General features: G+C 70.9%; 23 protein-coding genes and 1 pseudogene. 23 read left to right on the top strand and 1 reads right to left on the bottom strand.

Annotated elements, in window-relative coordinates:
- Positions 1 to 15 precede the first annotated feature (15 nt).
- From RR1_RS03560 to aroB, 9 genes are all read left to right on the top strand, one after another.
- Positions 16 to 675 carry a maleylpyruvate isomerase family mycothiol-dependent enzyme gene (locus RR1_RS03560; protein ID WP_010838863.1) on the top strand — a complete coding sequence of 220 codons (660 nt, stop codon included), beginning with the start codon at positions 16 to 18 and terminating at the stop codon, positions 673 to 675.
- Positions 676 to 780: 105 nt separating this feature from the next.
- The gene (alaS, locus tag RR1_RS03555; protein ID WP_010838864.1) at positions 781 to 3,447 is read left to right on the top strand and encodes an alanine--tRNA ligase; all 2,667 of its coding nucleotides are present in this window, start codon (positions 781 to 783) and stop codon (positions 3,445 to 3,447) included.
- Positions 3,444 to 3,932 (top strand): Holliday junction resolvase RuvX, encoded by a 489-nt coding sequence (ruvX, locus tag RR1_RS03550; RefSeq protein WP_040773835.1) that lies wholly within the window; start codon positions 3,444 to 3,446, stop codon positions 3,930 to 3,932. Before alaS ends, ruvX begins: the two co-directional genes overlap by 4 nt.
- Before the next feature lie 129 nt (positions 3,933 to 4,061).
- Positions 4,062 to 5,723 carry an endolytic transglycosylase MltG gene (locus RR1_RS03545; RefSeq protein WP_010838867.1) on the top strand — a complete coding sequence of 554 codons (1,662 nt, stop codon included), beginning with the start codon at positions 4,062 to 4,064 and terminating at the stop codon, positions 5,721 to 5,723.
- A gap of 20 nt (positions 5,724 to 5,743) precedes the next feature.
- Entirely contained in the window at positions 5,744 to 6,607 is an 864-nt protein-coding gene (locus RR1_RS03540; protein WP_010838868.1) for a shikimate dehydrogenase, read from the top strand.
- A gap of 42 nt (positions 6,608 to 6,649) precedes the next feature.
- Positions 6,650 to 7,258, top strand: coding sequence for a prepilin peptidase (locus RR1_RS03535; protein WP_010838869.1), 609 nt, complete (start codon positions 6,650 to 6,652; stop codon positions 7,256 to 7,258).
- 54 nt (positions 7,259 to 7,312) lie between these two features.
- Positions 7,313 to 8,500, top strand: coding sequence for a chorismate synthase (gene aroC / locus RR1_RS03530; protein ID WP_040773841.1), 1,188 nt, complete (start codon positions 7,313 to 7,315; stop codon positions 8,498 to 8,500).
- Complete coding sequence (locus RR1_RS03525; protein ID WP_010838871.1) at positions 8,497 to 9,045, top strand: shikimate kinase; 549 nt, start codon at positions 8,497 to 8,499, stop codon at positions 9,043 to 9,045. Before aroC ends, RR1_RS03525 begins: the two co-directional genes overlap by 4 nt.
- Positions 9,042 to 10,154 (top strand): 3-dehydroquinate synthase, encoded by a 1,113-nt coding sequence (gene aroB, locus RR1_RS03520; RefSeq protein WP_040773844.1) that lies wholly within the window; start codon positions 9,042 to 9,044, stop codon positions 10,152 to 10,154. Before RR1_RS03525 ends, aroB begins: the two co-directional genes overlap by 4 nt.
- Before the next feature lie 52 nt (positions 10,155 to 10,206).
- Here aroB and RR1_RS03515 read toward each other — a convergent pair whose 3' ends face one another.
- The gene (locus RR1_RS03515; RefSeq protein WP_010838873.1) at positions 10,207 to 10,869 is read right to left on the bottom strand and encodes a B-4DMT family transporter; all 663 of its coding nucleotides are present in this window, start codon (positions 10,867 to 10,869) and stop codon (positions 10,207 to 10,209) included.
- A gap of 78 nt (positions 10,870 to 10,947) precedes the next feature.
- On the opposite strand from RR1_RS03515, the gene RR1_RS03510 reads away from it, so the two are divergent.
- From RR1_RS03510 to coaBC, 14 genes and pseudogenes are all read left to right on the top strand, one after another.
- Positions 10,948 to 12,039 carry a M24 family metallopeptidase gene (locus RR1_RS03510; RefSeq protein WP_010838874.1) on the top strand — a complete coding sequence of 364 codons (1,092 nt, stop codon included), beginning with the start codon at positions 10,948 to 10,950 and terminating at the stop codon, positions 12,037 to 12,039.
- A 107-nt stretch (positions 12,040 to 12,146) separates the two neighbouring features.
- Complete coding sequence (gene efp / locus RR1_RS03505) at positions 12,147 to 12,710, top strand: elongation factor P (RefSeq protein ID WP_010838875.1); 564 nt, start codon at positions 12,147 to 12,149, stop codon at positions 12,708 to 12,710.
- Positions 12,711 to 13,187 (top strand): annotated as a pseudogene (nusB, locus tag RR1_RS03500) (transcription antitermination factor NusB); the annotation flags it as partial.
- 308 nt (positions 13,188 to 13,495) lie between these two features.
- A complete protein-coding gene (pyrR, locus tag RR1_RS03495; protein WP_010838877.1) occupies positions 13,496 to 14,152 on the top strand; it encodes a bifunctional pyr operon transcriptional regulator/uracil phosphoribosyltransferase PyrR in 657 nt (218 codons plus the stop codon).
- Entirely contained in the window at positions 14,149 to 15,099 is a 951-nt protein-coding gene (locus RR1_RS03490) for an aspartate carbamoyltransferase catalytic subunit (RefSeq protein ID WP_010838878.1), read from the top strand. The genes pyrR and RR1_RS03490 overlap by 4 nt, the downstream gene beginning before the upstream one ends.
- Positions 15,096 to 16,487: a dihydroorotase gene (locus RR1_RS03485; protein WP_010838879.1), complete on the top strand. Its 1,392-nt coding sequence runs from the start codon at positions 15,096 to 15,098 to the stop codon at positions 16,485 to 16,487. The genes RR1_RS03490 and RR1_RS03485 overlap by 4 nt, the downstream gene beginning before the upstream one ends.
- Positions 16,487 to 17,059, top strand: a complete 573-nt coding sequence (locus tag RR1_RS03480) for a PH-like domain-containing protein (RefSeq protein WP_010838880.1) — start codon at positions 16,487 to 16,489, stop codon at positions 17,057 to 17,059. The genes RR1_RS03485 and RR1_RS03480 overlap by 1 nt, the downstream gene beginning before the upstream one ends.
- Complete coding sequence (gene carA / locus RR1_RS03475; RefSeq protein ID WP_010838881.1) at positions 17,056 to 18,252, top strand: glutamine-hydrolyzing carbamoyl-phosphate synthase small subunit; 1,197 nt, start codon at positions 17,056 to 17,058, stop codon at positions 18,250 to 18,252. Before RR1_RS03480 ends, carA begins: the two co-directional genes overlap by 4 nt.
- Positions 18,252 to 21,587 carry a carbamoyl-phosphate synthase large subunit gene (carB, locus tag RR1_RS03470; protein WP_010838882.1) on the top strand — a complete coding sequence of 1,112 codons (3,336 nt, stop codon included), beginning with the start codon at positions 18,252 to 18,254 and terminating at the stop codon, positions 21,585 to 21,587. The genes carA and carB overlap by 1 nt, the downstream gene beginning before the upstream one ends.
- A 60-nt stretch (positions 21,588 to 21,647) precedes the next feature.
- On the top strand, positions 21,648 to 22,484 hold the full coding sequence (pyrF, locus tag RR1_RS03465) for an orotidine-5'-phosphate decarboxylase (protein ID WP_010838883.1): 837 nt from the start codon (positions 21,648 to 21,650) through the stop codon (positions 22,482 to 22,484).
- A gap of 143 nt (positions 22,485 to 22,627) precedes the next feature.
- On the top strand, positions 22,628 to 22,948 hold the full coding sequence (mihF, locus tag RR1_RS03460) for an integration host factor, actinobacterial type (RefSeq protein WP_010838884.1): 321 nt from the start codon (positions 22,628 to 22,630) through the stop codon (positions 22,946 to 22,948).
- Between the two features lie 7 nt (positions 22,949 to 22,955).
- Positions 22,956 to 23,555 (top strand): guanylate kinase, encoded by a 600-nt coding sequence (gmk, locus tag RR1_RS03455; protein WP_010838885.1) that lies wholly within the window; start codon positions 22,956 to 22,958, stop codon positions 23,553 to 23,555.
- Between the two features lie 92 nt (positions 23,556 to 23,647).
- Complete coding sequence (rpoZ, locus tag RR1_RS03450) at positions 23,648 to 23,923, top strand: DNA-directed RNA polymerase subunit omega (protein ID WP_040773934.1); 276 nt, start codon at positions 23,648 to 23,650, stop codon at positions 23,921 to 23,923.
- Between the two features lie 134 nt (positions 23,924 to 24,057).
- A complete protein-coding gene (gene coaBC / locus RR1_RS03445) occupies positions 24,058 to 25,293 on the top strand; it encodes a bifunctional phosphopantothenoylcysteine decarboxylase/phosphopantothenate--cysteine ligase CoaBC (RefSeq protein WP_051111228.1) in 1,236 nt (411 codons plus the stop codon).
- Positions 25,294 to 25,346 lie beyond the last annotated feature (53 nt).

Raw genomic sequence — 25,346 nt, 5'->3', positions numbered from 1 at the left:
GCGAAAGGCGACGACATGGCGGTACATCCCACGTTGCACTCGGCGTTCGATCCCTTCTGCTCGGCCGCGGCGACCCTCGTCGCCACCGTCGAGCGCCTCCCGCACGACGGATGGGACGTGCCCGGCCTCGGCGAGTGGTCGATGCGCTCGCTCGTCGGGCACGCGGGCCGGTCGCTCAGCACCGTCGTGACGTACTGCGGGACGCCGGCGTCCCGCGTCGACATCGAGTCCGCCGCGGACTACTACGCCGCGATCGCCGATCGTGCGCAGTCGCCGGACACCGTGCGCCGCGGCGTGACCGCGGGGCGAGCGCTCGGCGCCGATCCCGTCGCGCGGTTGCGCGAGCATCACCGTCACGCGTGCGAGACCTTGCAGCGGCTCGACGACGACTGGATCGTGGCCACTCCCGTCGGCGGAATGCGGGTGTCGGAGTACCTGCGGACTCGCACGTTCGAGCTCGCCGTCCACACGCTCGACATCGCGACGGCCGCGGATGTCGAGGCCGCTCTGCCGACGCCGGTCGCCGACAGCGCCCTCGCCCTCGCCGGGGAGATCGCGGTCCGCGCGGGTGAGGCCCGCACCGTGTTGTTCGCGCTGACCGGCCGATCCGGGCTGCCCGAGGGCTTCGGTGTGCTCGGCCACGCCCGCGCGGGAGAGGTGGCGTCCGGCGGTTAAGCTGGACGGCGCGTGTGTGACCCGCACGCCCCTTCGCATGCCTCGCCGCCGAGGGGGACCTTCTCGCGACCAGATGCCCGCGACCGGAGAACAAGGACCGTTTCAGTGCAGACCCACGAGATTCGCAGGCGCTTCCTCGACCACTTCGTCGAGGCCGGCCACACCGAGGTGCCGAGCGCTTCGCTGATTCTCGACGATCCGAACCTCCTGTTCGTCAACGCGGGCATGGTGCAGTTCGTGCCGTACTTCCTCGGTCAGCAGACCCCGCCGTTCGACACCGCGACGAGCGTCCAGAAGTGCGTGCGCACCCTCGACATCGAGAACGTCGGCGTCACGACGCGGCACAACACGTTCTTCCAGATGGCGGGCAACTTCAGCTTCGGCGACTACTTCAAGGAGGGCGCGATCACCAAGGCGTGGTCGCTGCTCACCGGCTCGCAGGACGACGGCGGGTACGGGTTCGACCCCGAGCGCATCTGGGTGACGGTCTACCTCGACGACGACGAGGCGCTCGGGATCTGGCGCGACGTCGTCGGCGTTCCGGAGGAGCGGATCCAGCGCCGCGGGATGGCCGACAACTACTGGTCGATGGGCATCCCGGGTCCGTGCGGCCCGTGCTCGGAGATCTACTACGACCGTGGCCCCGAGTACGGCGCCGACGGCGGTCCCGAGGCCGACGAGGATCGGTACCTCGAGATCTGGAATCTCGTCTTCATGCAGAACGAGCGCGGCGAGGGCATCGGCAAGGACGACTTCGAGATCCTCGGTCCGCTGCCGAAGAAGAACATCGACACCGGGATGGGTGTCGAGCGTGTCGCGTTCCTGCTGCAGGGCGTCGACAACGTGTACGAGACCGATCTCGTGCGTCCCGTCATCGCGAAGGCCGAGGAGCTCTCGGGTCGCGTCTACGGCGCCTCGGACACCGACGACGTCCGGTTCCGGGTCATCGCCGATCACGCCCGCACCGCCGCGATGCTCATCGCCGACGGCGTGAACCCGGGCAACGACGGCCGCGGCTACGTGCTGCGCCGGCTGCTGCGCCGCATCGTGCGTTCGGCCCGGCTGCTCGGGGCCGAGGGCGCGACGATGCTCGAGTTCATGACGGTCGTCCGCGACACGATGGCGCAGTCGTATCCCGAACTCGCGAGCGACTTCTCGCGCATCTCGACGGTCGCCGTCGGTGAGGAGACGACATTCCTCACCACTCTCGCCTCCGGATCGAAGCTCTTCGAGGGCGCGGCGGAGACGGTCCGTGCGTCGGGCGGCAGCACGATCGGCGGGGAGCAGGCGTTCACGCTCCACGACACCTACGGCTTCCCGATCGACCTCACCCTCGAGATGGCGTCCGAAGCGGGTCTCACGGTGGACGAGGAGGGCTTCCGGTCGCTGATGGCCGGGCAGCGGCGCCGGGCGAAGGAGGACGCGCAGTCGCGTAAGCACGCGCATGCCGATCTCTCCGTCTACAAGGAGTTCGTCGACCGCGGTCCCACCGAGTTCACCGGCTTCGAGGAGCTCGTGTCCGAGGCGACCGTCCTCGCGATTCTCGACGGCGGCGTCCGCGTCCCGGCCGCGACCGCGGGCTCGAGCGTCGAGGTGATCCTCGATCGCAGCCCGCTCTACGCCGAGTCCGGTGGCCAGATCGCCGACCTCGGCACCATCACCGCTCCCGGCCTCACGGCGAAGGTCGACGACGTCCAGAAGATCGCGAAGACCGTGTGGGTGCACAAGGTCACGATCGGCGAGGGGCAGCTCACCGAGGGCGACACCGTCGTCGCGTCGGTCGATCCGCAGTGGCGCAAGGGTGCGACCCAGGGACACTCCGGAACGCACATGGTCCATGCGGCACTGCGAGAGGTGCTCGGCCCCAACGCGGTCCAGGCCGGCTCGCTCAACAGGCCCGGCTACCTGCGCTTCGACTTCTCGTGGCAGGGACAGCTCGCCGAATCGCAGAAGCAGGAGATCGAGGCCGTCGCGAACGAGGCGATCGCCGAGAACTACGCAGTCAACACCTTCGAGACCGATCTCGACAAGGCGAAGAAGATGGGCGCGATGGCGCTCTTCGGCGAGAACTACGGCGACCGCGTCCGCGTCGTCGAGATCGGCGGCCCGTTCTCGATGGAGCTGTGCGGCGGCACGCACGTCGCGACGTCCGCCCAGATCGGTCAGGTCACGCTGCTCGGTGAGCAGTCGGTCGGCTCGGGCGTGCGCCGCGTCGAGGCGTACGTCGGGCTCGACGCGTACCGCCATCTCGCGAAGGAACGCGCACTGCTCGCCGGGCTGTCGTCGTCGCTCAAGGTTCCCGCCGAGGAGATCCCCGCGCGGGTCGAGTCGCTCGTCGATCGCCTGCGTGTCGCGGAGAAGGCGCTCGACGCCGAGCGTGCGAAGGCGGTGCTCTCCGCGGCCGGCACGTTCGCGGACAAGGCGGAGCGGGTCGGCGACGTCCGGCTCGTCGCCGAGGCGGCACCGAGCGGTGTGAGCGCCGCGGATCTGCGCACCCTGGTGGGCGACATCCGCGGTCGCATGGGTGCGGACGCGGCGGTCGTCGTGCTGCTCGGCGACGCCGACGGCAAGGTTCCGTTCGTCGCCGCCACCAACCGCGCCGCACAGGATCTCGGTGTGAGCGCAGGCGATCTCGTCCGTGAGTTCGCGCCGCTCGTCGGCGGACGCGGCGGCGGCAAGGCCGACATGGCACAGGGGGCAGGGTCCGACCCGACGGGCATCCCGCAGGCGCTGGGCGTCGTTCGGGACCGGGTCGCCGAGATCGCGGGCTGAGCGTGCCGGAACCCGACCGGCCCGGGGTGGACGACCCGGGCCGCGGCCGGCGCATCGCGATCGACGTCGGTTCCGTGCGCATCGGTGTCGCGTCGAGCGACCCCGACGGCATCCTCGCGACGCCCGTCGAGACGGTCCCGCGCTCACGCGAGCGCGGCCTGGCGGCACCGGATCTGCGACGCCTCGCCGCGATCGTCGAGGAGTACGAGGCCGTGGAGGTCGTCGTCGGCCTGCCCCGGACGCTGAAGGGACGCCAGGGGACCTCGGCCGACGCCGCGATCGCGTTCGCCGAGCGACTCGCCCGCGTCGTCGATCCGGTCCCGGTTCGACTCGCCGACGAGCGCCTCACTACGGTGAGTGCGTCGCGCGCCCTCCGCGAGAGCGGAGTGACGGCACGGGGACAGCGATCGGTCATCGATCAGGCCGCCGCCGTCGCGATCCTGCAGGCGTGGCTCGACGAGAGGTCGCGAACGCGGCCCGACTGACGGAGGGAGTGGGATCGGTGAGCGCAGTGGGCTCGGTGAACACGCAACTCGCGCCGGACGGCGTGGGCGAGGACGGAACGGTCGAGTCCGCAGCGATCGGGGCGAACACACGTGAGCGGGGGGCCACCGATGGGTGACCACGGCCGCCGGGGCGGCGACTCCGGCTGGAATCCCTATCGGCGCGACGAGAATCCGGACGAGACTCCTCGCCATGGGGATCAGCAGTACGGGGATCATCGGTACGAGGATCATCAGTACGGGGATCAGCAGTACGGGGATCATGAGTACGGCGATGCTCGTCACGGCGATGCCGGTGAGCCGTACGAGTACGAGTACGACGCACGCCGCGACGATCCGGAGCGCTTCGCGAACGACGAGACGCAGGTGATCCCCGCATACCGCGACGACATGCCCGACTCGCACGACGGATACGCCGCCGGCGCGTACGAGGGGCACGGCTACGAGGGCGACGAGTACGGCCACGCCCCGTACGACCCCGATGCGGTCGACACCGGGTACGCGCGCGACGAATTCGAGCGAGACGAACCCGCGCGCGACGAGTTCGATCCCGACGACGACTGGGACGACGGCTCCGATCGCGCCGCGCCCGCCGCGGTGGGCGGCCGCGCCGCCCGCCGTACCTCCACCCGCCGCCGGCGGGGGAAGGTCGTCGGTGGCCTTGCCGCCGTCCTGATCCTCGTCATCGGTGCCGGACTCGTCATGGTGGGCGGCCGTGCCTTCTTCGGCGACGATCCGGCCGATTTCGCGGCAGGAGAGGCGGGGGCGGACACCGTCATTCGCGTCCATCCCGGCGACACCGCCGAACAGGTCGCGGTCGAGATGGCGGACAACGGCGTCGTCGCGAGCAGTGCGGCGTTCTACCGCGCGGCGCTCGCGAGCGAATCGATGAACGCCCTGCAGCCCGGCTTCTACTCGATTCCCACGACGATTCCCGCGAGCGAGGCCGTGGAGCTGCTCGCCGATCCGGAGTCGCGCGTCGGGCAGATCATCATCTCCGAGGGGCGCCAGCTCCACGACAGCGCCGACGTGCAGACGGGCGCCGTGAAGAAGGGCATCTACACCCTCATCTCCGAGGCGAGCTGCGTCGGAGATTCCGGTGCCGAATCGTGCATCACGCGCGACGAACTCGACGCCGCGGGTTCGGGTGACCCTGTGGCTCTGGGGGTTCCGGACTGGGCGATGGATCGTGTCGCGACCGTTCCCGACCGGGTGCGTCAGCTCGAGGGCCTCATCGCGGCCGGAAGCTGGGATTTCGATCCCACTGCCTCGCCCACCGAGATCCTCGCCCATCTGGTCACGTCGAGCGCCGAGCGCTACGAGGAGACCGGCCTGCGCAGTGCCGGCGACTCGGTCGCGATGTCGCCGTACGATCTGCTGATCTCGGCGTCGCTCATCGAGCGCGAGTCGATGCCGGGCGACTTCGCGAAGGTCTCGCGCGTCATCGTCAACCGGCTCGAGGTGGGACAGCCGCTGCAGTTCGACTCGACGGTGAACTACGCCCTCGACACCACCGAACTCGCGACGACGGACGACGACCGCGCCGAGATCACGCCGTGGAACACGTATGCGAGCGCCGGACTGCCCGCGACGCCGATCGCGTCGCCGAGCATCGAGGCGCTGCAGGCGGCGGAGAATCCCGAGCCGGGGGACTGGCTGTACTTCGTGACGATCGACGCGCAGGGCACGACTCTGTTCACGCACGACTACAACCTCCATCTCGACAACACGCGTCATGCGCTCGACGCCGGGATCCTCGACAGTGGACGCTGATCGGTGAACGGAGTCCCCGCATGACGGACGAACGGCGCCGTGCCGCGGTGCTCGGCAGTCCCATCGAGCATTCGCGCTCGCCCGCACTGCATCTGGCGGCGTACGCGGCCCTGGGTCTCCGTGGCTGGACGTACGAGCGGATCGAATGCGACGGCACGCGCCTGCCCGAGTTGGTCGCGTCGCTCGGCGACGAGTGGATCGGTCTCTCGGTGACGATGCCGGGCAAGGTCGCCGCGCTCGAGTTCGCGAGCGAGCGGACCGATCGCGCGGTGGCGGTGGGCTCGGCGAACACGCTCGTGCGCACCGCGACGGGCTGGCGTGCCGACTGCACCGACATCGACGGCGTGATCGGGGCGCTGCGCGACGGCGGACTCGGCGACGTGACAGGCCGCGCCGCGGTCGTCGTGGGTGCGGGGGGCACGGCGCGTCCGGCTCTGCTCGCCCTCGCCGAGCTCGGCGTGCGCGAGGTCGCTCTCGTGGCCCGCGACGCCGGACGCGCCGAGCCGACCCTCGCGTGCGGTACCGGAGCGGGCCTCGACACGACCTTCGTGCCGATGGACTCGCCGGACCTCGCGGAGCGGTGCGCGGCGTCCGCTGTGCTCGTGAGCACGGTTCCCGCGGTGGGCGCCGCCCCCGTCGCCGCGGCGCTCGCCCGTGCGCCGTTCGTGCTCGACGCGATCTACGATCCGTGGCCCACGCCGCTCGCCACCGCGGCCGAGCGCAGCGGCGCGGTTCTCGTGGGCGGGCTCGCGATGCTCGTCAACCAGGCGTACGGCCAGGTCGAGCAGTTCACGGGGATGCCCGCGCCGCGCGAGGCGATGCGGGCCGCGATCACGACCCCGGGAATCGATCCACAGCTCCTGGGCAATCCCCAGAAGCACTGATCGGGCGGCGGGCACACGCCGCCCGCGGGTGAGGATCGGCGGATGGATCCGCTGCCCCTCGCCACGGTCGCCGTGGCTCTGGCCGCCGGTGCCGGAATCGGCCGGGCGTCACGTGTCTACGCGGCACGGGTGACCGGCGCGGTCCCGCCGCCTCTCGTCGCGGAATCGGTCGGTGCCGCAGCGGGCCTCGTCGTCGGGGCGTGGGGGCTGACGGTCTCCGCGGCGACGGCACCGCTGGCGGCGTGGTGCGTCGTGCTCACGGTGTGCGATCTCGCGTCGCGCCGGCTCCCGAACGCGCTGACGCTCGGGGGAGCGGCCGCGGTCGCACTCGCGGGCGTGGTGTCCGCGCGCCCGACGGCGGTCCTGCTCGGTGCCGGCCTGCTGGGCGGTGCGTATCTCGTCGTCCACGTCGCGGCGCCGGGCGGACTGGGCGGCGGCGACGTCAAACTCGCCGCACCGCTCGGCGGAGTGACGATGCTCGCGGGACCCGAACAGTGGGTCGGCGCGGCGATCGCGGCCCCGCTCGTGACGGCCGCCGTCGGCCTCGCGTTCGTGATCGCCCGCGGCCGGGCGGGGGTGCGCACGCCTGTCCCGCACGGTCCCGCGATGTGCGCGAGCACGCTGGTCGCGGTGTGCGTGCGCCCGTGGTGAGCGTGGTGGGACTCCCGTGCGGGCCGCACCGCGCGCTCATGGAAAGATGAATGCGTGCTGCGTTGGACAACCGCCGGAGAATCCCATGGTCCCGCCCTCGTGTCGATGCTCGAGGGCATGGTCGCGGGCGTCGAGACGACGTCGCAGGACATCGCGACCCAGCTCGCGCGACGGCGCCTCGGCTACGGCCGCGGCGCACGCATGAAGTTCGAGGCCGACGAGGTCTCGATCCTCGGTGGCGTCCGCCACGGCCTCACGCTGGGCGGTCCCATCGCGATCCGCATCGGCAACACCGAGTGGCCCAAGTGGGAGACCATCATGGCCGCGGACCCGGTGGATCCCGCGGAGCTCGACGGCCAGGCGCGTAACGCGCCGCTGACGCGCCCGCGCCCCGGGCACGCCGACTACTCGGGCATGCTCAAGTACGGCTTCGACGACGCCCGCCCCGTGCTCGAACGTGCGAGCGCCCGCGAGACCGCGGCCCGCGTCGCCGCGGGCACCGTCGCCCGCAACTTCCTCCGTCAGCTGTTCGGCGTCGAGGTGCTCTCGCACGTCGTCTCGATCGGCGGCTCGACGCCGTACACCGGCCCCGTCCCGGGGATCGGCGACGGCGCGGCCATCGACGCGAGCCCCGTGCGCGCGTTCGGCGAGGAGGCCGGCGCCGAGATGATCGCCGAGATCGACGCCGCCAAGCGCGACGGCGACACGCTCGGCGGTGTGGTCGAGGTCGTCGTCCACGGTCTGCCGATCGGGCTGGGCTCGTTCGTGAGCGGTGCGGAACGGCTCGACGCGCGGCTCGCGAGCGCACTCATGGGCATCCAGGCGATCAAGGGCGTCGAGGTCGGTGACGGTTTCGAGACCGCGCGCCGCCGCGGCAGCCTCGCGCACGACGAGATGGTCCCCGGCCCGGACGGCGTCGTCCGCTCGACCAACCGCGCGGGTGGCCTCGAAGGCGGCATGACCAACGGCGAGGCGCTGCGGGTGCGTGCCGCGATGAAGCCGATCTCGACCGTGCCGCGCGCGCTCGCGACGGTCGACATGGCGACGGGCGAGGAAGCCGTCGCGATCCATCAGCGCTCCGACGTGTGCGCGGTGCCCGCGGCGGGTGTCGTCGCGGAGGCGATGGTCGCGCTCGTCGTCGCACAAGCGGCGCTCGAGAAGTTCGGTGGCGACTCGCTCGCGGAGACGGCCGGCAACTTCCGGCGCTACGCCGAGACGGTCGCGGAGCGCCCGCCACGATGACGCCGCGTGCCGTGATCGTCGGCCCGCCGGGAGCCGGCAAGTCGACGATCGGCCGCCGTCTCGCGAACGCGCTCGGCGAGCCGTTGCTCGACACCGACGCCGCGATCGAGGCGCGGGTCGGGTCGTCGATCCCGGAGTTCTTCGCCGCACACGGCGAGCCCGCGTTCCGCGTGATCGAGGAGGAAGAGGTCGCCCGGGCGCTCGCCGAGCACACGGGAGTCGTGTCGCTCGGCGGTGGAGCCGTGCTGTCCGAGCGCACACGCGCCGCACTCGCGGGGCATGTCGTCGTGTCGCTCGAGATCAGTGTCGCGGAGGGGCTGCGCCGGACGGGCGCGAGCTCGGGACGCCCGCTGCTCGCCGGTGGCGACGTCGGTGCGAAGTACCGCGCCCTCATGCGCCGCCGCCGCCCGCTCTACCGGGAGGTCGCGACGGTTCGGATCCGTACCGACGGCCGCAGCCCGGCGCGCGTCGTCGCCCATCTCGTGGACAAGCTCGACCGGCTCGGCGCGACGCCGGACCGAACGCAGGAAGGAACCGACCAGTGACAGAACCCGTGACCATCGAGGTGCGCACCGCCGAGCCCTACCCCGTGGTCGTCGGCCGGGGCCTGCTGTCGGACATCGTGGAGTCGGTCGCCGGGACGCGGACCGTCGCGATCATCCACCAGCCGCCGCTCGTCGAGACCGCGAAGGTGTTGCGCGACAAGCTTCTCGACGCGGGGATCGACGCTCACAGCGTCGAGATCCCCGACGCCGAGGACGGCAAGGACCTTCAGGTCGCGGGATTCTGCTGGGAGGTGCTGGGCCGCATCGGGCTCGGCCGCCGTGACGTCGTCATCGGCCTCGGGGGCGGTGCCGCCACCGACCTCGCAGGCTTCGTCGCCGCGACGTGGATGCGCGGTGTGCGCGTCGTCCACGTCCCGACGACGCTGCTCGCGATGGTCGACGCCGCCGTCGGCGGGAAGACCGGCATCAACACGGAGGCGGGCAAGAACCTCGTGGGCGTGTTCCACGAGCCGTCGGCGGTCTTCGTCGACCTCGCGACACTCGAGAGTGTGCCGCGCAACGAGCTGATCTCGGGTATGGCGGAGATCCTCAAGGCCGGATTCATCGCCGACCCGGCCATCCTCGATCTCGTCGAGGCCGACCCGGAGGCCGCGCTGGACCCGTCGGGGAGTGTGCTTCCCGAACTGATCCGGCGGTCCATCCAGGTCAAGGCCGACGTCGTCGCCGTCGATCTGCAGGAGTCCGACCTGCGGGAGATCCTCAACTACGGCCACACGCTCGGTCACGCGATCGAGCGCCGCGAGCGGTACCGGTGGCGTCACGGCGCCGCCGTCGCCGTGGGCATGGTGTTCGCCGCGGAACTCGGCCGGCTCGCGGGCCGGCTCGACGACGTCACGGCGGACCGGCATCGCACGATCCTCGCGTCCGTCGGGCTGCCGACGACGTACGACGCCGACGCGTTCTCGCAGCTCTACGAGGGCATGCAGACCGACAAGAAGAACCGTGCGGGACTGCTGCGGTTCGTCGTGCTCGACGGGCTCGCGCGTCCGGGTCGCCTGGAAGGGCCCGAGCCGAGCCTGCTGGCCGCTGCCTACGCCGCCGTCGGACGCGAGCCCGACGGCTCGGGATCGGGCGCGATCCTGCTCTGAACCGACGCGATCCTGCTCCGAACCGAACAGGGGTGGTCGGCGGACGCGAACGTCAGCGCGGAGCCGACCACCCGCTGTCGTCGGTACGGGCGTCGCGCGGATCCTCGACGCGCGGGATGACGGACGTCGCCGCGTCGTCGCTGTCGTAGCCGGTGGAGTCGTCGTGATCGGCGGGCGCCGCGGCGGTTCGGTTGTCGTCCGTGCCGGAACGGGACTTGAGGCGTAGCAGCAGGCGGGTGAGACCGCCCGCGGCGACGGCGGGCAGGAACACCGCGAGAATCGTGAACGCGGCCCCCGACGTCAGCTCGAAGAACAGGCCGTTCTGGGTCGCGAGCACCCCCGGGATCAGCGTGACCAGCCAGCACAGCAGGCCGCTCGCGAATCCGGTGACGACGGCGGCCTTCAGCCACACGATCGTGGCGACGGGCGCACTCTCGTCGTCCTGCAGCTCGGGCTCGCTGCGCGCGTCCCGAACCCCCCACCACGCCGCCACGGCGATCACGACGACGAAGCCGATCGTGCGCGACACGACGCCCTGGAGCGGCCACTGCACGATCGCGAACCCCAGCAGGACACGTACGACGACGTGCACGGCGGTCATCCCGATCGCGCGGATCCGCCACGAGGACTGCGAGTCCGCGGCCGACCGCGACGCCGTCAGCCTGCTCGCCCACCCGCCCGTCGACCCGGCGGCGTTCTTCGCCCAGGAAGTCATGGAGGGAGCGTACTTCGTGTGTGTCTCGGCGCACACCGCCGGGCAGTGCGCGCGTCCACGCACGAGTAGGTTGAGGGAATGCCTGCCGATCACGCCGCGCGCCGCGCCCGACTGCGCGCTCTGCTCGACGGTGCCGGGGTCCGGAGCCTCCTCGTCACCGATCTGCTCAACATCCGGTATCTGACGGGATTCACCGGGTCGAACGCCGCGCTGCTCGTCGACGGCGCCGGTGACGACCGCACCGTCGTGTGCACCGACGGCCGCTACGTGACGCAGATCGCGGAGCAGGTGCCGGGGCTGCGGGTCGAGATCGCCCGCGGCAGCGCGCGGGCGCTGATCGAACTCGCCGTCGCCGAGAACGTCGACAGCGTCGGCTTCGAGAGTCACGTCGTGACGGTCGAGCAACTGGAGCAGTGGCAGGCCCTGCCTGGTGCGGTGCCGCTGGTCCCCGCACCCCGGCTCGTCGAGCAGTTGCGCATGATCAAGGACGAGTTCGAGGTCGGGCAGCTACGCGCCGCGTGCGCCGCGGCCGACGCCGCGCTCGCGGACCTGATCGCGCGGGGTGGACTGCGGCCCGGGCGGACCGAGCGCGAGGTGGGTCGCGAACTCGAGTCGCTCATGCTCGACCACGGCGCGAACGGCATCTCGTTCGAGACCATCGTCGCGGCCGGAGCGAACTCCGCCGTGCCGCATCACCGGCCGACGGATGCCGTCCTCGCGGACGGCGACTTCGTCAAACTCGACTTCGGCGCGGAGGTCGGTGGCTACCACTCCGACATGACGCGGACCTACGTGCTGGGCCGCGCCGCTGATTGGCAGCGCGAGGTGTACGACCTCGTCGCGGCCGCGCAGGCGGCGGGCCGCGCGGCGCTCGCACCCGGTGCCCTCGCGCGCGACGTCGACGCGGCGGCGCGCGCCGTGATCGTCGAGGCCGGGCACGGTGAGCTGTTCCTGCACGGTCTCGGGCACGGCGTCGGGCTCGAGATCCACGAAGCGCCGGGAATCGGCCAGCTCGGCACCGGTACACTTTCGGTCGGTGAGGCCGTCACCGTCGAGCCCGGCGTGTACTTCGAGGGCCGCGGCGGTGTGCGGATCGAGGACACGCTCGTGGTGCGCGACGACGAACCCGAGCTGCTCACGCTCACCACCAAGGAGTTCACGGTCGTCTGACCGGACACCGCCCGCGACGGGGACTGCCCGTCGCTCGGCGCGGCCGACCACGGTGGCCCGCCCGAGTCCCATCACCGACGTACGTACATCGAGGAGACGCGAAGCAAGTGGCTTCCACCAGTGATTTCAAGAACGGCCTGGTTCTGCAGATCGACGGCCAGCTGTGGTCGATCGTCGAGTTCCAGCACGTCAAGCCTGGCAAGGGGCCGGCCTTCGTTCGCACGAAGCTCAAGAACGTGATGTCGGGCAAGGTCGTCGACAAGACCTTCAACGCGGGTGTGAAGGTCGAGACCGCGACGGTCGACCGCCGCGACATGACGTACCTCTACCACGACGGCACCGACTACATCTTCATGGACGGCGACACCTACGACCAGATCCCGATGTCGGAGGAGACCGTCGGTTCCGGCGCGAAGTTCCTGCTCGAGAACACCGAGGTCCAGGTCGCGACGCACGAGGGAACGCCGCTGTTCGTCGAGCTCCCGGTGACGGTCGAACTCGTCGTCCAGCACACCGATCCCGGCCTGCAGGGCGACCGCTCGACGGGTGGCACGAAGCCCGCGACGCTTGAGACGGGCGCAGAGATCTCGGTCCCGCTGTTCATCAACACCGGCGACAAGCTCAAGGTCGACTCCCGCGACGGCTCCTACCTCGGGCGAGTGAATTCCTGAGTGTCCGCTTCCGAGAAGAAGGCGGCGCCCCACAAGAAGCTGGGCGCCCGCCACAAGGCACGCAAGCGTGCCGTCGACCTGCTCTTCGAGGCGGAGGCGCGTGACGTCGACGCCGCCGACCTCGCTCGCGAGCGAGGCGAACTGGCCCGCAGCGACGACACCGTCACTCCGGTGCCGGCCTATGCGCTGACGCTGGTCGACGGTGTCGCGGACAATCTCGACCGCGTGGACTCCGTCATCGAGTCGCATCTGACGGACTGGACCCTCGACCGCCTGCCCGCGGTCGACCGGGCCATCCTGCGCGTCGCGGTGTACGAGCTGTTCCACACCGAGGACGTCCCGCCCGTCGTGGCGGTGGACGAGGCGGTCGAGCTCGCGAAGGCGCTCTCGACCGACGAGTCGCCCGCTTTCGTCAACGGCGTCCTCGGCCGCATCGTGCTGCTCGCGCCGCAGGTGCGCGCGGCAGCGGCCGCGACGGCACGCGACGAGTCCGCACAGGCGGAGTCGAACGGCACGGAGTCGAACGGCACGGAGTCGAACGGCACGGACACGGGTAGCGCGGAGTCGAACGAAACCGGGCCGGACGCGACCACCGGCGACGAGGACTCGGCCCGCGACTGACGCGGTGCCGGGCGGCGATGCCCGGACCTGCGGCAGGTGACGCCCGTCGCAGTCCGGGGCGGCCCGGCCCGGCCGCTCCGGCGCGGTATCCGGTCGCTGATATTCTGAACAGGTCAGGCATCCTTTAACGATCCGTCCCGTGAGGCGGAGAAGGAGGTCGTTGTATGCGTGCGTCCGACGAGGCACACTCCGCCGGCTCCGATCCGGCGGCAACACCACCCCACGATTCCCGCGACGTCACGCGCTCCGCGTCCGACGACGCGCGGGAGTTGCTCTCCGCGGCCGACGTAGGCCGCACCATCGCGCGCATCGCGCACCAGATCATCGAGAAGACGGCGCTCGACGGCGGTGAGCCCGCCCACGTCGTCCTGCTCGGGATTCCGACGCGCGGCACGATCCTGGCGCAGCGCCTCGCCGAGAAGATCCAGGACTTCGCGTCGGTCGCGCCGCCGACGGGTTCGATCGACATCACGCTCTACCGCGACGACCTGCGCATCAAGCCGCATCGTCCGCTCGAGCGGACGTCGGTTCCGGAGGGCGGCATCGACGACGCCCTCGTCGTGCTCGTCGACGACGTCCTGTTCTCGGGGCGGTCGGTGCGGTCCGCGCTCGACGCACTGCGCGATCTCGGTAGGCCGCGTGCCGTCCAGCTCGCGGTTCTCGTCGATCGAGGCCACCGTGAGCTGCCGCTGCGCGCCGACTACGTCGGCAAGAACGTGCCGACGTCGCGCAGCGAGGACGTCAGCGTGCTGCTGACCGAGATCGACGGCCGTGACGGCGTGCTCATCTCGGGCGGCAAGAACGGCGGGGGTGCCGCGTGAAGCATCTGCTCTCGATCGCCGATCTCACCCCGGATCTGGCACGCGGGATCCTCGACGACGCCGAGCAGTTCGAGCAGACGTTGCTGGGCCGCGAGGTCCGCAAGCTGCCGACGCTGCGCGGACGCACCGTCATGACGGTCTTCTTCGAGAACTCGACGCGCACCCGCGTGTCCTTCGAGATCGCCGGCAAATGGATGAGCGCCGATGTGATCAACGTGTCGGCGTCGAGTTCGTCGGTCAAGAAGGGCGAGTCGCTGCGCGACACCGCGATGACGCTCCACGCAGCGGGCGCGGACGCGCTCGTCGTGCGGCACCCGGCTTCGGGCGCCGCGCATCAGATCGCGCGGTGGATCGCGGCCGAGGACGGCAGCAGCCCGTCGGTGATCAACGCCGGGGACGGCACGCACGAGCACCCCACCCAGGCCCTGCTCGACGCGCTCACACTGCGGCAGCGGCTCGGCGGGATCGAGGGCAGGCGCGTCGTCATCGTCGGCGACATCCTGCACTCGCGCGTCGCGCGGTCCAACGCGCTGCTGCTGAGCATGCTCGGTGCCGAGGTCGTTCTGGTCGCGCCGCGGACGCTGCTGCCGGTCGGTGTCGACGAGTGGCCGGTGACGGTCTCGCACTCGCTCGACGCCGAACTGCCCGGCGCCGACGCGGTCGTCATGCTGCGGGTGCAGGCCGAGCGCATGAACGGCGGTTTCTTCCCGTCGGCACGCGAGTACTCGATCCGGTACGGCCTGAACGAGCGGCGCCTCGCCGCGCTGCCCGATCACGCCGTCGTGCTGCATCCCGGACCGATGCTGCGCGGTATGGAGATCGCGTCCGCGGTCGCGGATTCGCCGCGCGCCGCGGTCCTGGACCAGGTCACCAACGGTGTCCACGTCCGGATGGCGGTGCTGTTCCGGCTGCTCGCGGCCTCCGACGAACCGGGGGTGGCGCTATGACCGGTAGTCACGACACAGCCACGCACCTGCATTCCGAGTACAGCGAGACGGGAGAATCCGTGTTCCTGCGAGACGTCCGGCCGTACGGCGAAGGCGATCCGGTCGACGTCGCGATCGAGAACGGCGTGATCGCCGAGATCGGTGCCGGTCTCACGCCGGCCGAGGGCGCCGAGGTGATCGAGGGCCGCGGCCAGATCCTGCTTCCCGGATTCGTCGACATCCACACGCACCTGCGCGAGCCCGGCCGCGAGGACACCGAGACGATCGACTCGGGTTCGGCGGCGGCCGCACTGGGTGGCTACACCGCGGTGTTCGCGATGGCGAACACCGATCCGGTCGCCGACACCGCCGTCGTCACCGATCACGTGTGGCGCCGCGGCCGCGAGGTCGGGCTCGTCGACGTGCATCCCGTCGGTGCCGTCACCGTCGGACTCGCGGGCACGCAGCTCGCCGAGATGGGAGCGATGGCGTCGGGCGCCGGCGGCGTCCGGGTGTTCTCGGACGACGGCCACTGCGTGTCCGACTCCCTCGTGATGCGCCGTGCGCTCGAGTACGCGGCGTCGCTCGACGTCCTGATCGCCCAGCACTCCGAGGATCCCCGGCTCACCGACGGCGCCGTCGCGCACGAGGGCCCGACGGCTGCGCGGCTCGGGCTCGCGGGCTGGCCGCGCGCCGCCGAGGAGTCGATCGTCGCGCGCGACGCGCTGCTCGCCCGCGACGCCGGTGCGCGCCTGCACGTGTGCCACGCCTCGACGGCGGGCACTGTCGAACTGGTGCGGTGGGCGAAGGGCCAGGGCATCGCGATCACGGCCGAGGTCACCCCGCACCACATCCTGCTCGACGACTCACGGCTCGAGACCTACGACGGCGTCAACCGCGTGAACCCGCCGCTGCGGGAGCGTTCCGACGTCCTCGCACTGCGCCGCGCCCTCGCGGACGGCGTGATCGACTGCGTCGCGACCGATCACGCACCGCACGCGGAACAGGACAAGTGCTGCGAGTTCGCGCTCGCGCGCCCGGGCATGCTCGGACTCGAGACGGCGCTGTCCATCGTCGTCGCCACGCTCGTGCGGCCGGGCGATCTCGACTGGCGCGGCGTCGCCCGCGTCATGAGCGAGCGCCCCGCACAGATCGTGCGCCTCGGCGACCAGGGCCGGCCGATCGCGGCCGGAGAGCCCGCGAACCTGACGCTCGTCGATCCCGACGTCGAGTGGACGGTGACCGGCCCCGCACTCGCGTCGATCGCGGACAACACCCCGTACGAGTCGATGACGTTGCCCGCGAAGGTGACCGCGACGATCCTGCGCGGCAGGACGACCGCGCGCGACGGGCAGGTACGGAATCACGAACCGACACGGGGGCACGAACGCGCAGGAGGTACCCGCTGATGGATCTCGAACGCTGGTTGTGGGTGATCGGCTGCACCCTCTTCTGGATCGCGATGATCGCCCTCATGTACAAGGGCTGGCGCGGCCGCGCCCGACGACAGACCGAGCAGATCGGCGAGTTGCCGGCGGTGCCGGAGAGCCTCGGCGAACCGATCGTCCGCGGCGTCACGGGACTGTACGTCGGCAGCACGCTCGCCCCGAGCTGGCAGGACCGCGTCGTCGTCGCCGACCTCGGCGAACGCGCCAACGGCGAGCTCACGCGCTTCGCGACGGGCATCCTCCTCGACCGTGACGGCGCGATGCCGATCTGGATCCCGCAGGACGCGATCATCGCGGTCCGTACCGAACGCGGGCTCGCGGGGAAGGTCATGACGAAGGACGGCGTGCTCGTCGTCCGGTGGGCGCTGCCGAACGGCACCGAGCTCGACACCGGCTTCCGTGCCGACGACAAGAGCGTCTACCCGGACTGGACCGCCCCGCTCGCCACCACGACACCGGACGCCCCGCAGGCCACCGAGCCCGGCGCGAGCGCGTCCACCACGAACGACAGCAGCAACGGAGAACACGCATGAGCGGCACGGACCGCATCCACGACACCCTCGCCGTCCTCGCGCTCGAGGACGGGAAGATCTTCCGCGGCACGGTCTTCGGTGCCGTCGGGCAGACCCTCGGCGAGGCGGTCTTCAGCACCGGGATGACCGGCTACCAGGAGACGCTCACCGACCCCAGCTATCACCGGCAGATCGTCGTCTCGACGGCGCCGCAGATCGGCAACACCGGCTGGAACGACGAGGACGACGAGTCGGTCGGACCGGACGGCGCGTCGTCGGGCGCCCGGATCTGGGTCGCCGGCTACGTCGTGCGCGATCCGTCGCGCCGCGTCTCCAACTGGCGCGCCACCGGCTCGCTGCAGGACGAACTCGAACGGCAGGACGTCGTCGGGCTCGCGGGCATCGACACCCGCGCGCTCGTGCGCCACCTGCGCACGCGCGGGTCGATGCGTGCCGGAATCTTCTCGGGAGACGCGCTCGCGACCACCGCGGACGGCGCGCTCGACACCGACGAGCTGGTGCGCCGCGTGCGCGAGCAGCCGTCGATGCTCGGCGCCGACCTCGCGGGCGAGGTCACGACGTCCAGCGGGTACGTCGTCGAGCCCGACGGCGATCCGCTGTACACCGTCGCCGCGATCGACCTCGGCATCAAGACGAACACGCCGCGGATGTTCGCGCAGCGCGGCGTCCGGGTGCACGTGCTCCCGGCCACGGCGACGCTCGAGCAGATCCGGGACGTCGAGGCCGACGGGGTCTTCCTCTCCAACGGCCCGGGCGACCCCGCGACCGCCGACGGCGCGGTCCGGCTCACCGAACAGGTACTCGGCGAGCGGATCCCGCTGTTCGGCATCTGCTTCGGCAACCAGATCCTCGGCCGTGCCCTCGGCCGTAGCACCTACAAGATGAAGTTCGGTCATCGCGGCATCAACATCCCGGTCGTCGATCACGAGACCGGCCGCGTCGCGATCACGGCGCAGAACCACGGGTTCGCGCTCGACGGCGAGGCGGGGGAGGAGTTCGACACCCCCTTCGGCCGCGCGATCGTGAGCCACACGTGCGCGAACGACGGCACCGTCGAAGGCGTCCGCCTGCTCGACGACTCCGCGTTCTCGGTGCAGTACCACCCCGAGGCCGCCGCTGGCCCGCACGACGCCGCGTACCTGTTCGACCGCTTCACCCGCCTGCTGTCCGCACGAACCGGAGTCACGAAGTAATGCCACGCCGTACAGATCTGTCCCACATCCTCGTGATCGGCTCGGGCCCGATCGTCATCGGCCAGGCCTGCGAGTTCGACTACTCGGGCACGCAGGCGTGCCGGGTGCTGCGCGAAGAGGGCCTGCGCGTGTCGCTGGTCAACTCCAACCCGGCGACGATCATGACCGACCCCGAGTTCGCCGACTCGACCTACGTCGAGCCGATCACTCCCGAGTACGTCGAGAAGGTCATCGCCCGCGAGGCGGAACTCGGCCGGCCGATCGACGCCCTGCTCGCGACGCTCGGCGGCCAGACGGCCCTGAACACGGCCGTCGGGTTGTACGAGAACGGTGCGCTCGAACGCCACGGCGTCGAACTCATCGGCGCCGACTTCGACGCGATCCAGCGCGGCGAGGACCGGCAGAAGTTCAAGGACATCGTCGAGAAGGTCGGCGGCGAGTCCGCGCGCTCGCGTGTGTGCCACACGATGGAGCAGGTCCACGAGACCGTCGCCGAACTCGGCTACCCCGTCGTCGTGCGCCCGTCCTTCACGATGGGCGGCCTCGGCTCCGGCATGGCCTACGACGAGACGGACCTCGACCGGATCGCCGGCGGCGGGCTCGCGGCGTCGCCGACCGCGAACGTGCTCATCGAGGAGTCGATCCTCGGCTGGAAGGAGTACGAGCTCGAGCTCATGCGTGACGGCCGCGACAACGTCGTCATCGTGTGCTCGATCGAGAACGTGGATCCCGTCGGCGTCCACACCGGCGACTCCGTGACGGTCGCTCCCGCGATGACGCTCACCGACCGCGAGTACCAGAAGATGCGCGATCTCTCGATCGACATCCTGCGCGAGGTCGGCGTCGACACCGGCGGATGCAACATCCAGTTCGCACAGGACCCGCGCGACGGCCGGCTCGTCGTCATCGAGATGAACCCGCGCGTGTCGCGGTCGTCGGCGCTCGCGTCGAAGGCGACCGGCTACCCCATCGCGAAGATGGCCGCGAAGCTCGCGATCGGCTACAACCTCGACGAGATCGTCAACGACATCACCGGGGAGACGCCGGCCTGCTTCGAGCCGACGCTCGACTACGTCGTCGTCAAGGCGCCGCGGTTCGCGTTCGAGAAGTTCCCGGGCGCCGACGCGACCCTCACGACGACGATGAAGTCGGTCGGCGAGGCGATGTCGATCGGCCGCAACTTCACCGAGGCGCTCGGCAAGGTCATGCGGTCGCTCGAGACGAAGCGCGCCGGCTTCTGGACGGGCCCCGACGTCGAGGCGCAGTCGCTCGACGAGCTGCTCGACGAGCTGCGCGTGCCGCACGACGGCCGCCTCTACGGCATCGAGAAGGCGTTCGCGCTCGGGGCGACCGTCGAACAGCTCTACGAGGCGACGGCCGTCGACCCGTGGTTCCTCGACCAGATCCTGCAGATCCACGAGCTCGGCGAGAAGCTGCGCGACGGCGGTGAACTCGACGAGCACACGCTGCGCTTCGCGAAGCACACCGGGCTGTCGGATCGCCAGATCGCGGCACTGCGTCCCGAGCTCGCGGACCAGGACGCCGTCCGCGCGCTGCGCGAGCAGTGGAACGTGCACCCCGTCTACAAGACGGTCGACACGTGTGCGGCGGAGTTCGAGGCGAAGACGCCGTACCACTACTCGACGTACGAGCTCGACCCCGCGGCGGAGAGCGAGGTCGCCGAGCAGCGGGACAAGCCGAAGGTGCTGATCCTCGGTTCGGGACCGAACCGGATCGGGCAGGGCATCGAGTTCGACTACTCGTGCGTGCACGCAGCGCAGACGCTGTCGGAGGCCGGGTACGAGACCGTCATGGTCAACTGCAACCCGGAGACGGTCTCGACCGACTACGACACCGCGGACCGGCTCTACTTCGAGCCGCTGACCTTCGAGGACGTCTTCGAGGTCTACCGCTCGGAGACGCAGTCGGGCACCGTCGCGGGCGTCATCGTGCAGCTCGGCGGGCAGACTCCGCTGAGCCTCGCGAAGAAGCTCGAGGCCGCCGGTGTGCCCATCGTGGGGACCTCGCCCGCCGCGATCGACCTCGCGGAGCACCGCGGCGAGTTCGGCCGCGTTCTCACCGAGGCCGGCCTGCCCGCGCCGAAGTTCGGGACGGCGACGTCGTTCGCCGAGGCACGCGCGACCGCGGACGCGATCGGCTACCCCGTGCTGGTGCGGCCCTCGTACGTGCTCGGCGGGCGCGGCATGGAGATCGTGTACGACGAGACGTCCCTCGAGGACTACATCTCGCGTGCGACGGAACTGACGCCCGAGCATCCGGTCCTGGTCGACCGCTTCCTCGAGGACGCCGTCGAGATCGACGTCGACGCGCTGTTCGACGGCGAGCAGGTCTACCTGGGCGGTGTCATGGAGCACATCGAGGAGGCCGGCATCCACTCGGGCGACTCGGCGTGTGCGCTGCCGCCGATCACGCTCGGCCGCGCGGACCTCGAGAACGTGCGCCGCTCGACCGAGGCGCTCGCCCGCGGCATCGGCGTGCGGGGCCTGCTCAACGTGCAGTACGCGCTCAAGGACGACATCCTGTACGTCCTCGAGGCGAACCCCCGCGCCAGCCGCACCGTGCCGTTCGTGTCCAAGGCGACGGCGGTGCAGCTCGCCAAGGCGTGTGCGCGCGTCATGCTCGGCGAGTCGATCGCGCAGCTGCGCGAGAACGGCATCCTGCCCGCGACCGGCGACGGCGGCGACGCCCCGATGTCGGCGCCCATCGCCGTCAAGGAGGCGGTCCTGCCGTTCAACCGGTTCCGCCGCGCCGACGGCAGCAGCATCGACACGTTGCTGAGCCCCGAGATGAAGTCGACGGGCGAGGTCATGGGTATCGACGCCGACTTCGGGACGGCCTTCGCGAAGAGCCAGACCGCGGCCTACGGTTCGCTGCCGAGTTCGGGAACGGTCTTCGTGTCCGTCGCGAACAAGGACAAGCGCTCGCTGATCTTCCCGGTCAAGCGGCTCGCCGATCTCGGCTTCCGGATCGTCGCGACCGACGGCACCGCGGATGTGCTGCAGCGCAACGGCATCGTGTGCGATCGCGTGCACAAGGCGTCGGGCGAGGATCTGCCCGAGGGCACGCGCACGATCGTCGATCTCATCAAGGACGGCGAGATCGCGATGATCGTCAACACGCCCTACGGCAACGCGGGCCCGCGTGTCGACGGATACGAGATCCGCAGCGCCGCGGTGCGTCGCAACGTTCCGTGCATCACGACGGTGCAGGGCGCGTCGGCCGCGGTGCAGGGCATCGAGGCGGCCCGGCGCGGCGAGATCGGCGTGCGGTCGCTGCAGGAGTTGCACGCCAGCATGAAGGGCGTCGGGGCATGAAGGGCGTCGGGGGCATGACCGGTCTCGGCGCGGGGGGAGAGCGCGCATGAGGCCGGCCGGATGAGCGAGCCGGACGCACGCCCCTGGAGCGAACGTCTGCGGTCGGCCGTCGCCGGCCGCGGACGGCTCTGCGTCGGGATCGATCCGCATCCCGAACTGCTCGACGCGTGGGGGCTGCCGCACACGCCCGTGGGGCTCGAGACCTTCGCGCACACGTGTGTCGAGGCGTTCGGCGGCGAGGTCGCCGTCGTCAAGCCACAGGTGGCGTTCTTCGAGGCGTACGGCAGTGCCGGGATCGCGGTCCTGGAGCGCACCCTCGCGGACCTCGTCGAGCTCGGTGCCCTCGCCCTTGCGGACGCCAAGCGCGGCGACATCGGGTCCACGATGGCTGCATACGCGGGCGCCTGGCTCGGCGACGGTTCGCCGCTGGCCGCCGACGCAGTGACGCTCTCGCCGTACCTGGGCTTCGACGCGCTCGCGCCCGCGCTGGACGTGGCCGCACGGACGAGTCGCGGCGTGTTCGTGCTCGCGCGCACGTCGAACCCGGAGGGTGGCGACCTGCAGCGGTCCGTCGGCTCCGGTGGTGTCGGTGTCGCGCAGTCCGTCGTGGCCGCGGCAGCCCAGCGCAACCGCGAGACGGCCGATCTCGTGGGCCTCGTGGTCGGTGCGACACGCGGACACGGGCTCGACCTGGGAGAGTTCGAGGGACCGGTGCTCGCGCCGGGGGTCGGCGCACAGGGAGCGACGGCGAGCGATCTCGCCTCGGTCTTCCCCGATCATCGGGAACTGTTGTTGCCCAACGTCTCTCGAAGCGTGCTGCGTGCCGGACCCGATCCGGCAGCACTGCGAGAGGCTGCCGTGCGCACCCGCGACGAGATCGAGGCCGCACTGCGTTGACCGGCACCCAATAGCGCACCGGGAGCACGCGATCGTGGCCGGGGGGCGGGTTCGCAATCCCGCTGCGTGCTGGGTACGGTCGCTATCGCCGCTGGTTATCCGGCGGTACGAGTGTTTTTTGCCAACGACGAGACGGAGGAACCGTGGCCCTTCCCCAGTTGACCGACGAGCAGCGTGCCGCTGCTCTGGAGAAGGCGGCTGCAGCGCGTCGAGCCCGGGCCGAGCTCAAGGACCGGCTCAAGCGCGGCGGCACCGACCTCAAGCAGGTCCTCAAGGATGCCGAGAGCGATGAGATCCTGGGCAAGATGAAGGTCTCGGCGCTGCTCGAGGCCCTGCCGAAGGTCGGCAAGGTCAAGGCGCAGGAGATCATGACCGAGCTCGAGATCGCCCCGACCCGCCGGCTGCGCGGGCTCGGCGATCGCCAGCGCAAGGCCCTGCTCGCCCGGTTCGACTTCGACGCCTGACCGAGGCGTGAACGAGAACGCGAACACGAGGGGTCGGCTGGTGGTACTGGCCGGCCCCTCGGCCGTCGGCAAGTCGACGGTCGTGCGAGAACTCCGTCGCCGCCTGCCCGAACTGCACTTCTCGGTGTCCGCGACGACACGAGCACCCCGGCCCGGAGAGGTCGACGGAACCGACTACCGGTTCGTCGGCCGCGACGAGTTCCAGGCGATGATCGATCACGGGCAGCTGCTCGAATGGGCCGACATCCACGGCGGGCTGCAGCGATCGGGTACCCCCGCCGAACCGGTCGAGACCGCCCTCGCGGCAGGTGAGCCCGTGCTCGTCGAGGTCGACCTCGCCGGTGCGCGCGCCGTGCGGGCCGCCAAGCCCGAGGCGACGCTCGTGTTCCTCGCACCGCCCAGCTGGGAGGTTCTCGTCTCCCGGCTCACCGGCCGCGGCACCGAACCCGCGGAGGTCGTCGAACGCCGGCTCGCCACCGCGCGGGTCGAACTCGCGGCCCAGCAGGAGTTCGACGTCGTCCTGATCAACGACGATGTCGAACGCGTCTGCGACGAATTGGTACGATTGTTGGTCGGACAGCCCGACGACGCCGCCGAACGCTTCTGAGCGTTCGCGCACCACGCCGATCCCACCGTCCGTCCACCCGCTCTCGACGTTCAGGAGACACCCGAGTGAGCAGCAGCACCACTGCGCCGAACATCCCGTCGCCGGGCGAAGCCCCCGTGTACGACACCCCGCTCGGAATCACCAACCCGCCCATCGACGAACTGCTCGAACGCACGTCGTCGAAGTACGCGCTCGTGATCTACGCGGCCAAGCGGGCTCGGCAGATCAACGACTACTACAACCAGCTCGGCGACGGCATTCTCGAGTACGTCGGCCCCCTCGTGGAGCCCGGCCTGCAGGAGAAGCCGCTGTCGATCGCGATGCGTGAGATCCACTCCGACCTCCTCGAGCACACCGAAGGCGAGTGACGCGCGTACGGGGGAGCGAGGCCGTGACCGACAGCGACACGCCGACCGACAGCACAGCACCGAGCGTCGGCACAGCACCGAGCGTCAGCACGGCAGCGGGCGACGGTGAGACGCCGCCGCATGCGCGCCGGCGCATCGTCGTCGGTGTGGGCGGCGGGATCGCCGCCTACAAGGCGTGCTCGCTCGTCCGCCTCTTCACCGAGGCAGGACACGACGTCCGGGTGATCCCCACCGAGTCGGCGCTCGAATTCGTGGGCGCCGCGACCTTCGAGGCCCTGTCGGGCCACCGCGTCGACACGGGCGTCTTCGAGGACGTTCCGGCGGTGCCGCACGTACGGCTCGGCCAGCAGGCCGATCTCGTCGTGGTGGCGCCGGCGACCGCGGATCTGCTCGCGCGCGCCGCGCACGGCCGCGCCGACGACCTGCTCACCGCGACGCTGCTGACGGCGCGGTGTCCGGTCGTCTTCGCGCCCGCGATGCACACCGAGATGTGGGAGCACCCCGCCACCGCCGAGAACGTCGCCGTCCTGCGCCGCCGCGGCGCGACGGTGATCGAGCCGGCGTCCGGACGGCTCACCGGCAAGGACACCGGCGCAGGCAGGCTGCCCGAGCCCGCCGAGATCGCGACGATCGCCACGCTGCTGCTCGAACGCGACGACGCCGTCCCACGCGACCTCGAGGGCGTGCGGGTGCTCGTCACCGCGGGCGGTACCCGCGAACCGGTCGATCCCGTCCGTTTCCTCGGCAACCGCAGCTCCGGGAAACAGGGCTACGCGCTCGCCCGGCTCGCCGCGCAACGCGGCGCACGGGTCGTGCTCGTCTCCGGCTACACCGCGGGCCTCGACGAGCCCGCCGCCGTGGACACCGTGCACGTGAAGACAGCCCTCGACATGCGCGAGGCCGTCGAGAAGCACGCGGCGGACGCCGACGCGATCGTCATGGCCGCCGCCGTCGCCGACTTCCGGCCGACCGTCACGGCCGTCAGCAAGATCAAGAAGGGCGACGGCGAACCGGACGCGATTCCGCTCGCCAAGAATCCCGACATCCTCGCGGGGATCGTCGAGTCCCGCAGCGCCGGAACCCTCGACGCGGACACCGTGATCGTCGGTTTCGCCGCCGAGACCGGGGACGAGAACGGTGACGTCCTCACGTACGCGCGGGCCAAGCTCGCGCGCAAGGGCTGCGATCTGCTCGTCGTCAACGCCGTCGGTGAGGGCAAGGCCTTCGAGGTCGACGACAACGACGGCTGGCTGCTCGGCGCCGACGGCTCCGAGTGCGCGCTCGAGCACGGCTCCAAGTCGCTCATGGCCAGCCGCGTCCTCGACGCCGTCGCGCAGCGCGTCGTCCGCTCGCGTGACGAACACACCTGAGCGCAACACTTCACCGCGGTCCGGCCGCGCGCTATGGTCCGACGGGCCGCGTT

It is taken from the genome of Rhodococcus rhodnii NBRC 100604 (genome assembly GCF_001894925.1).
GTDB lineage: Bacteria > Actinomycetota > Actinomycetes > Mycobacteriales > Mycobacteriaceae > Rhodococcus_F > Rhodococcus_F rhodnii.
The sequence above is the reverse complement of the archived record's forward strand: the minus strand, read 5'-3'. Positions and strand labels throughout refer to the sequence as shown.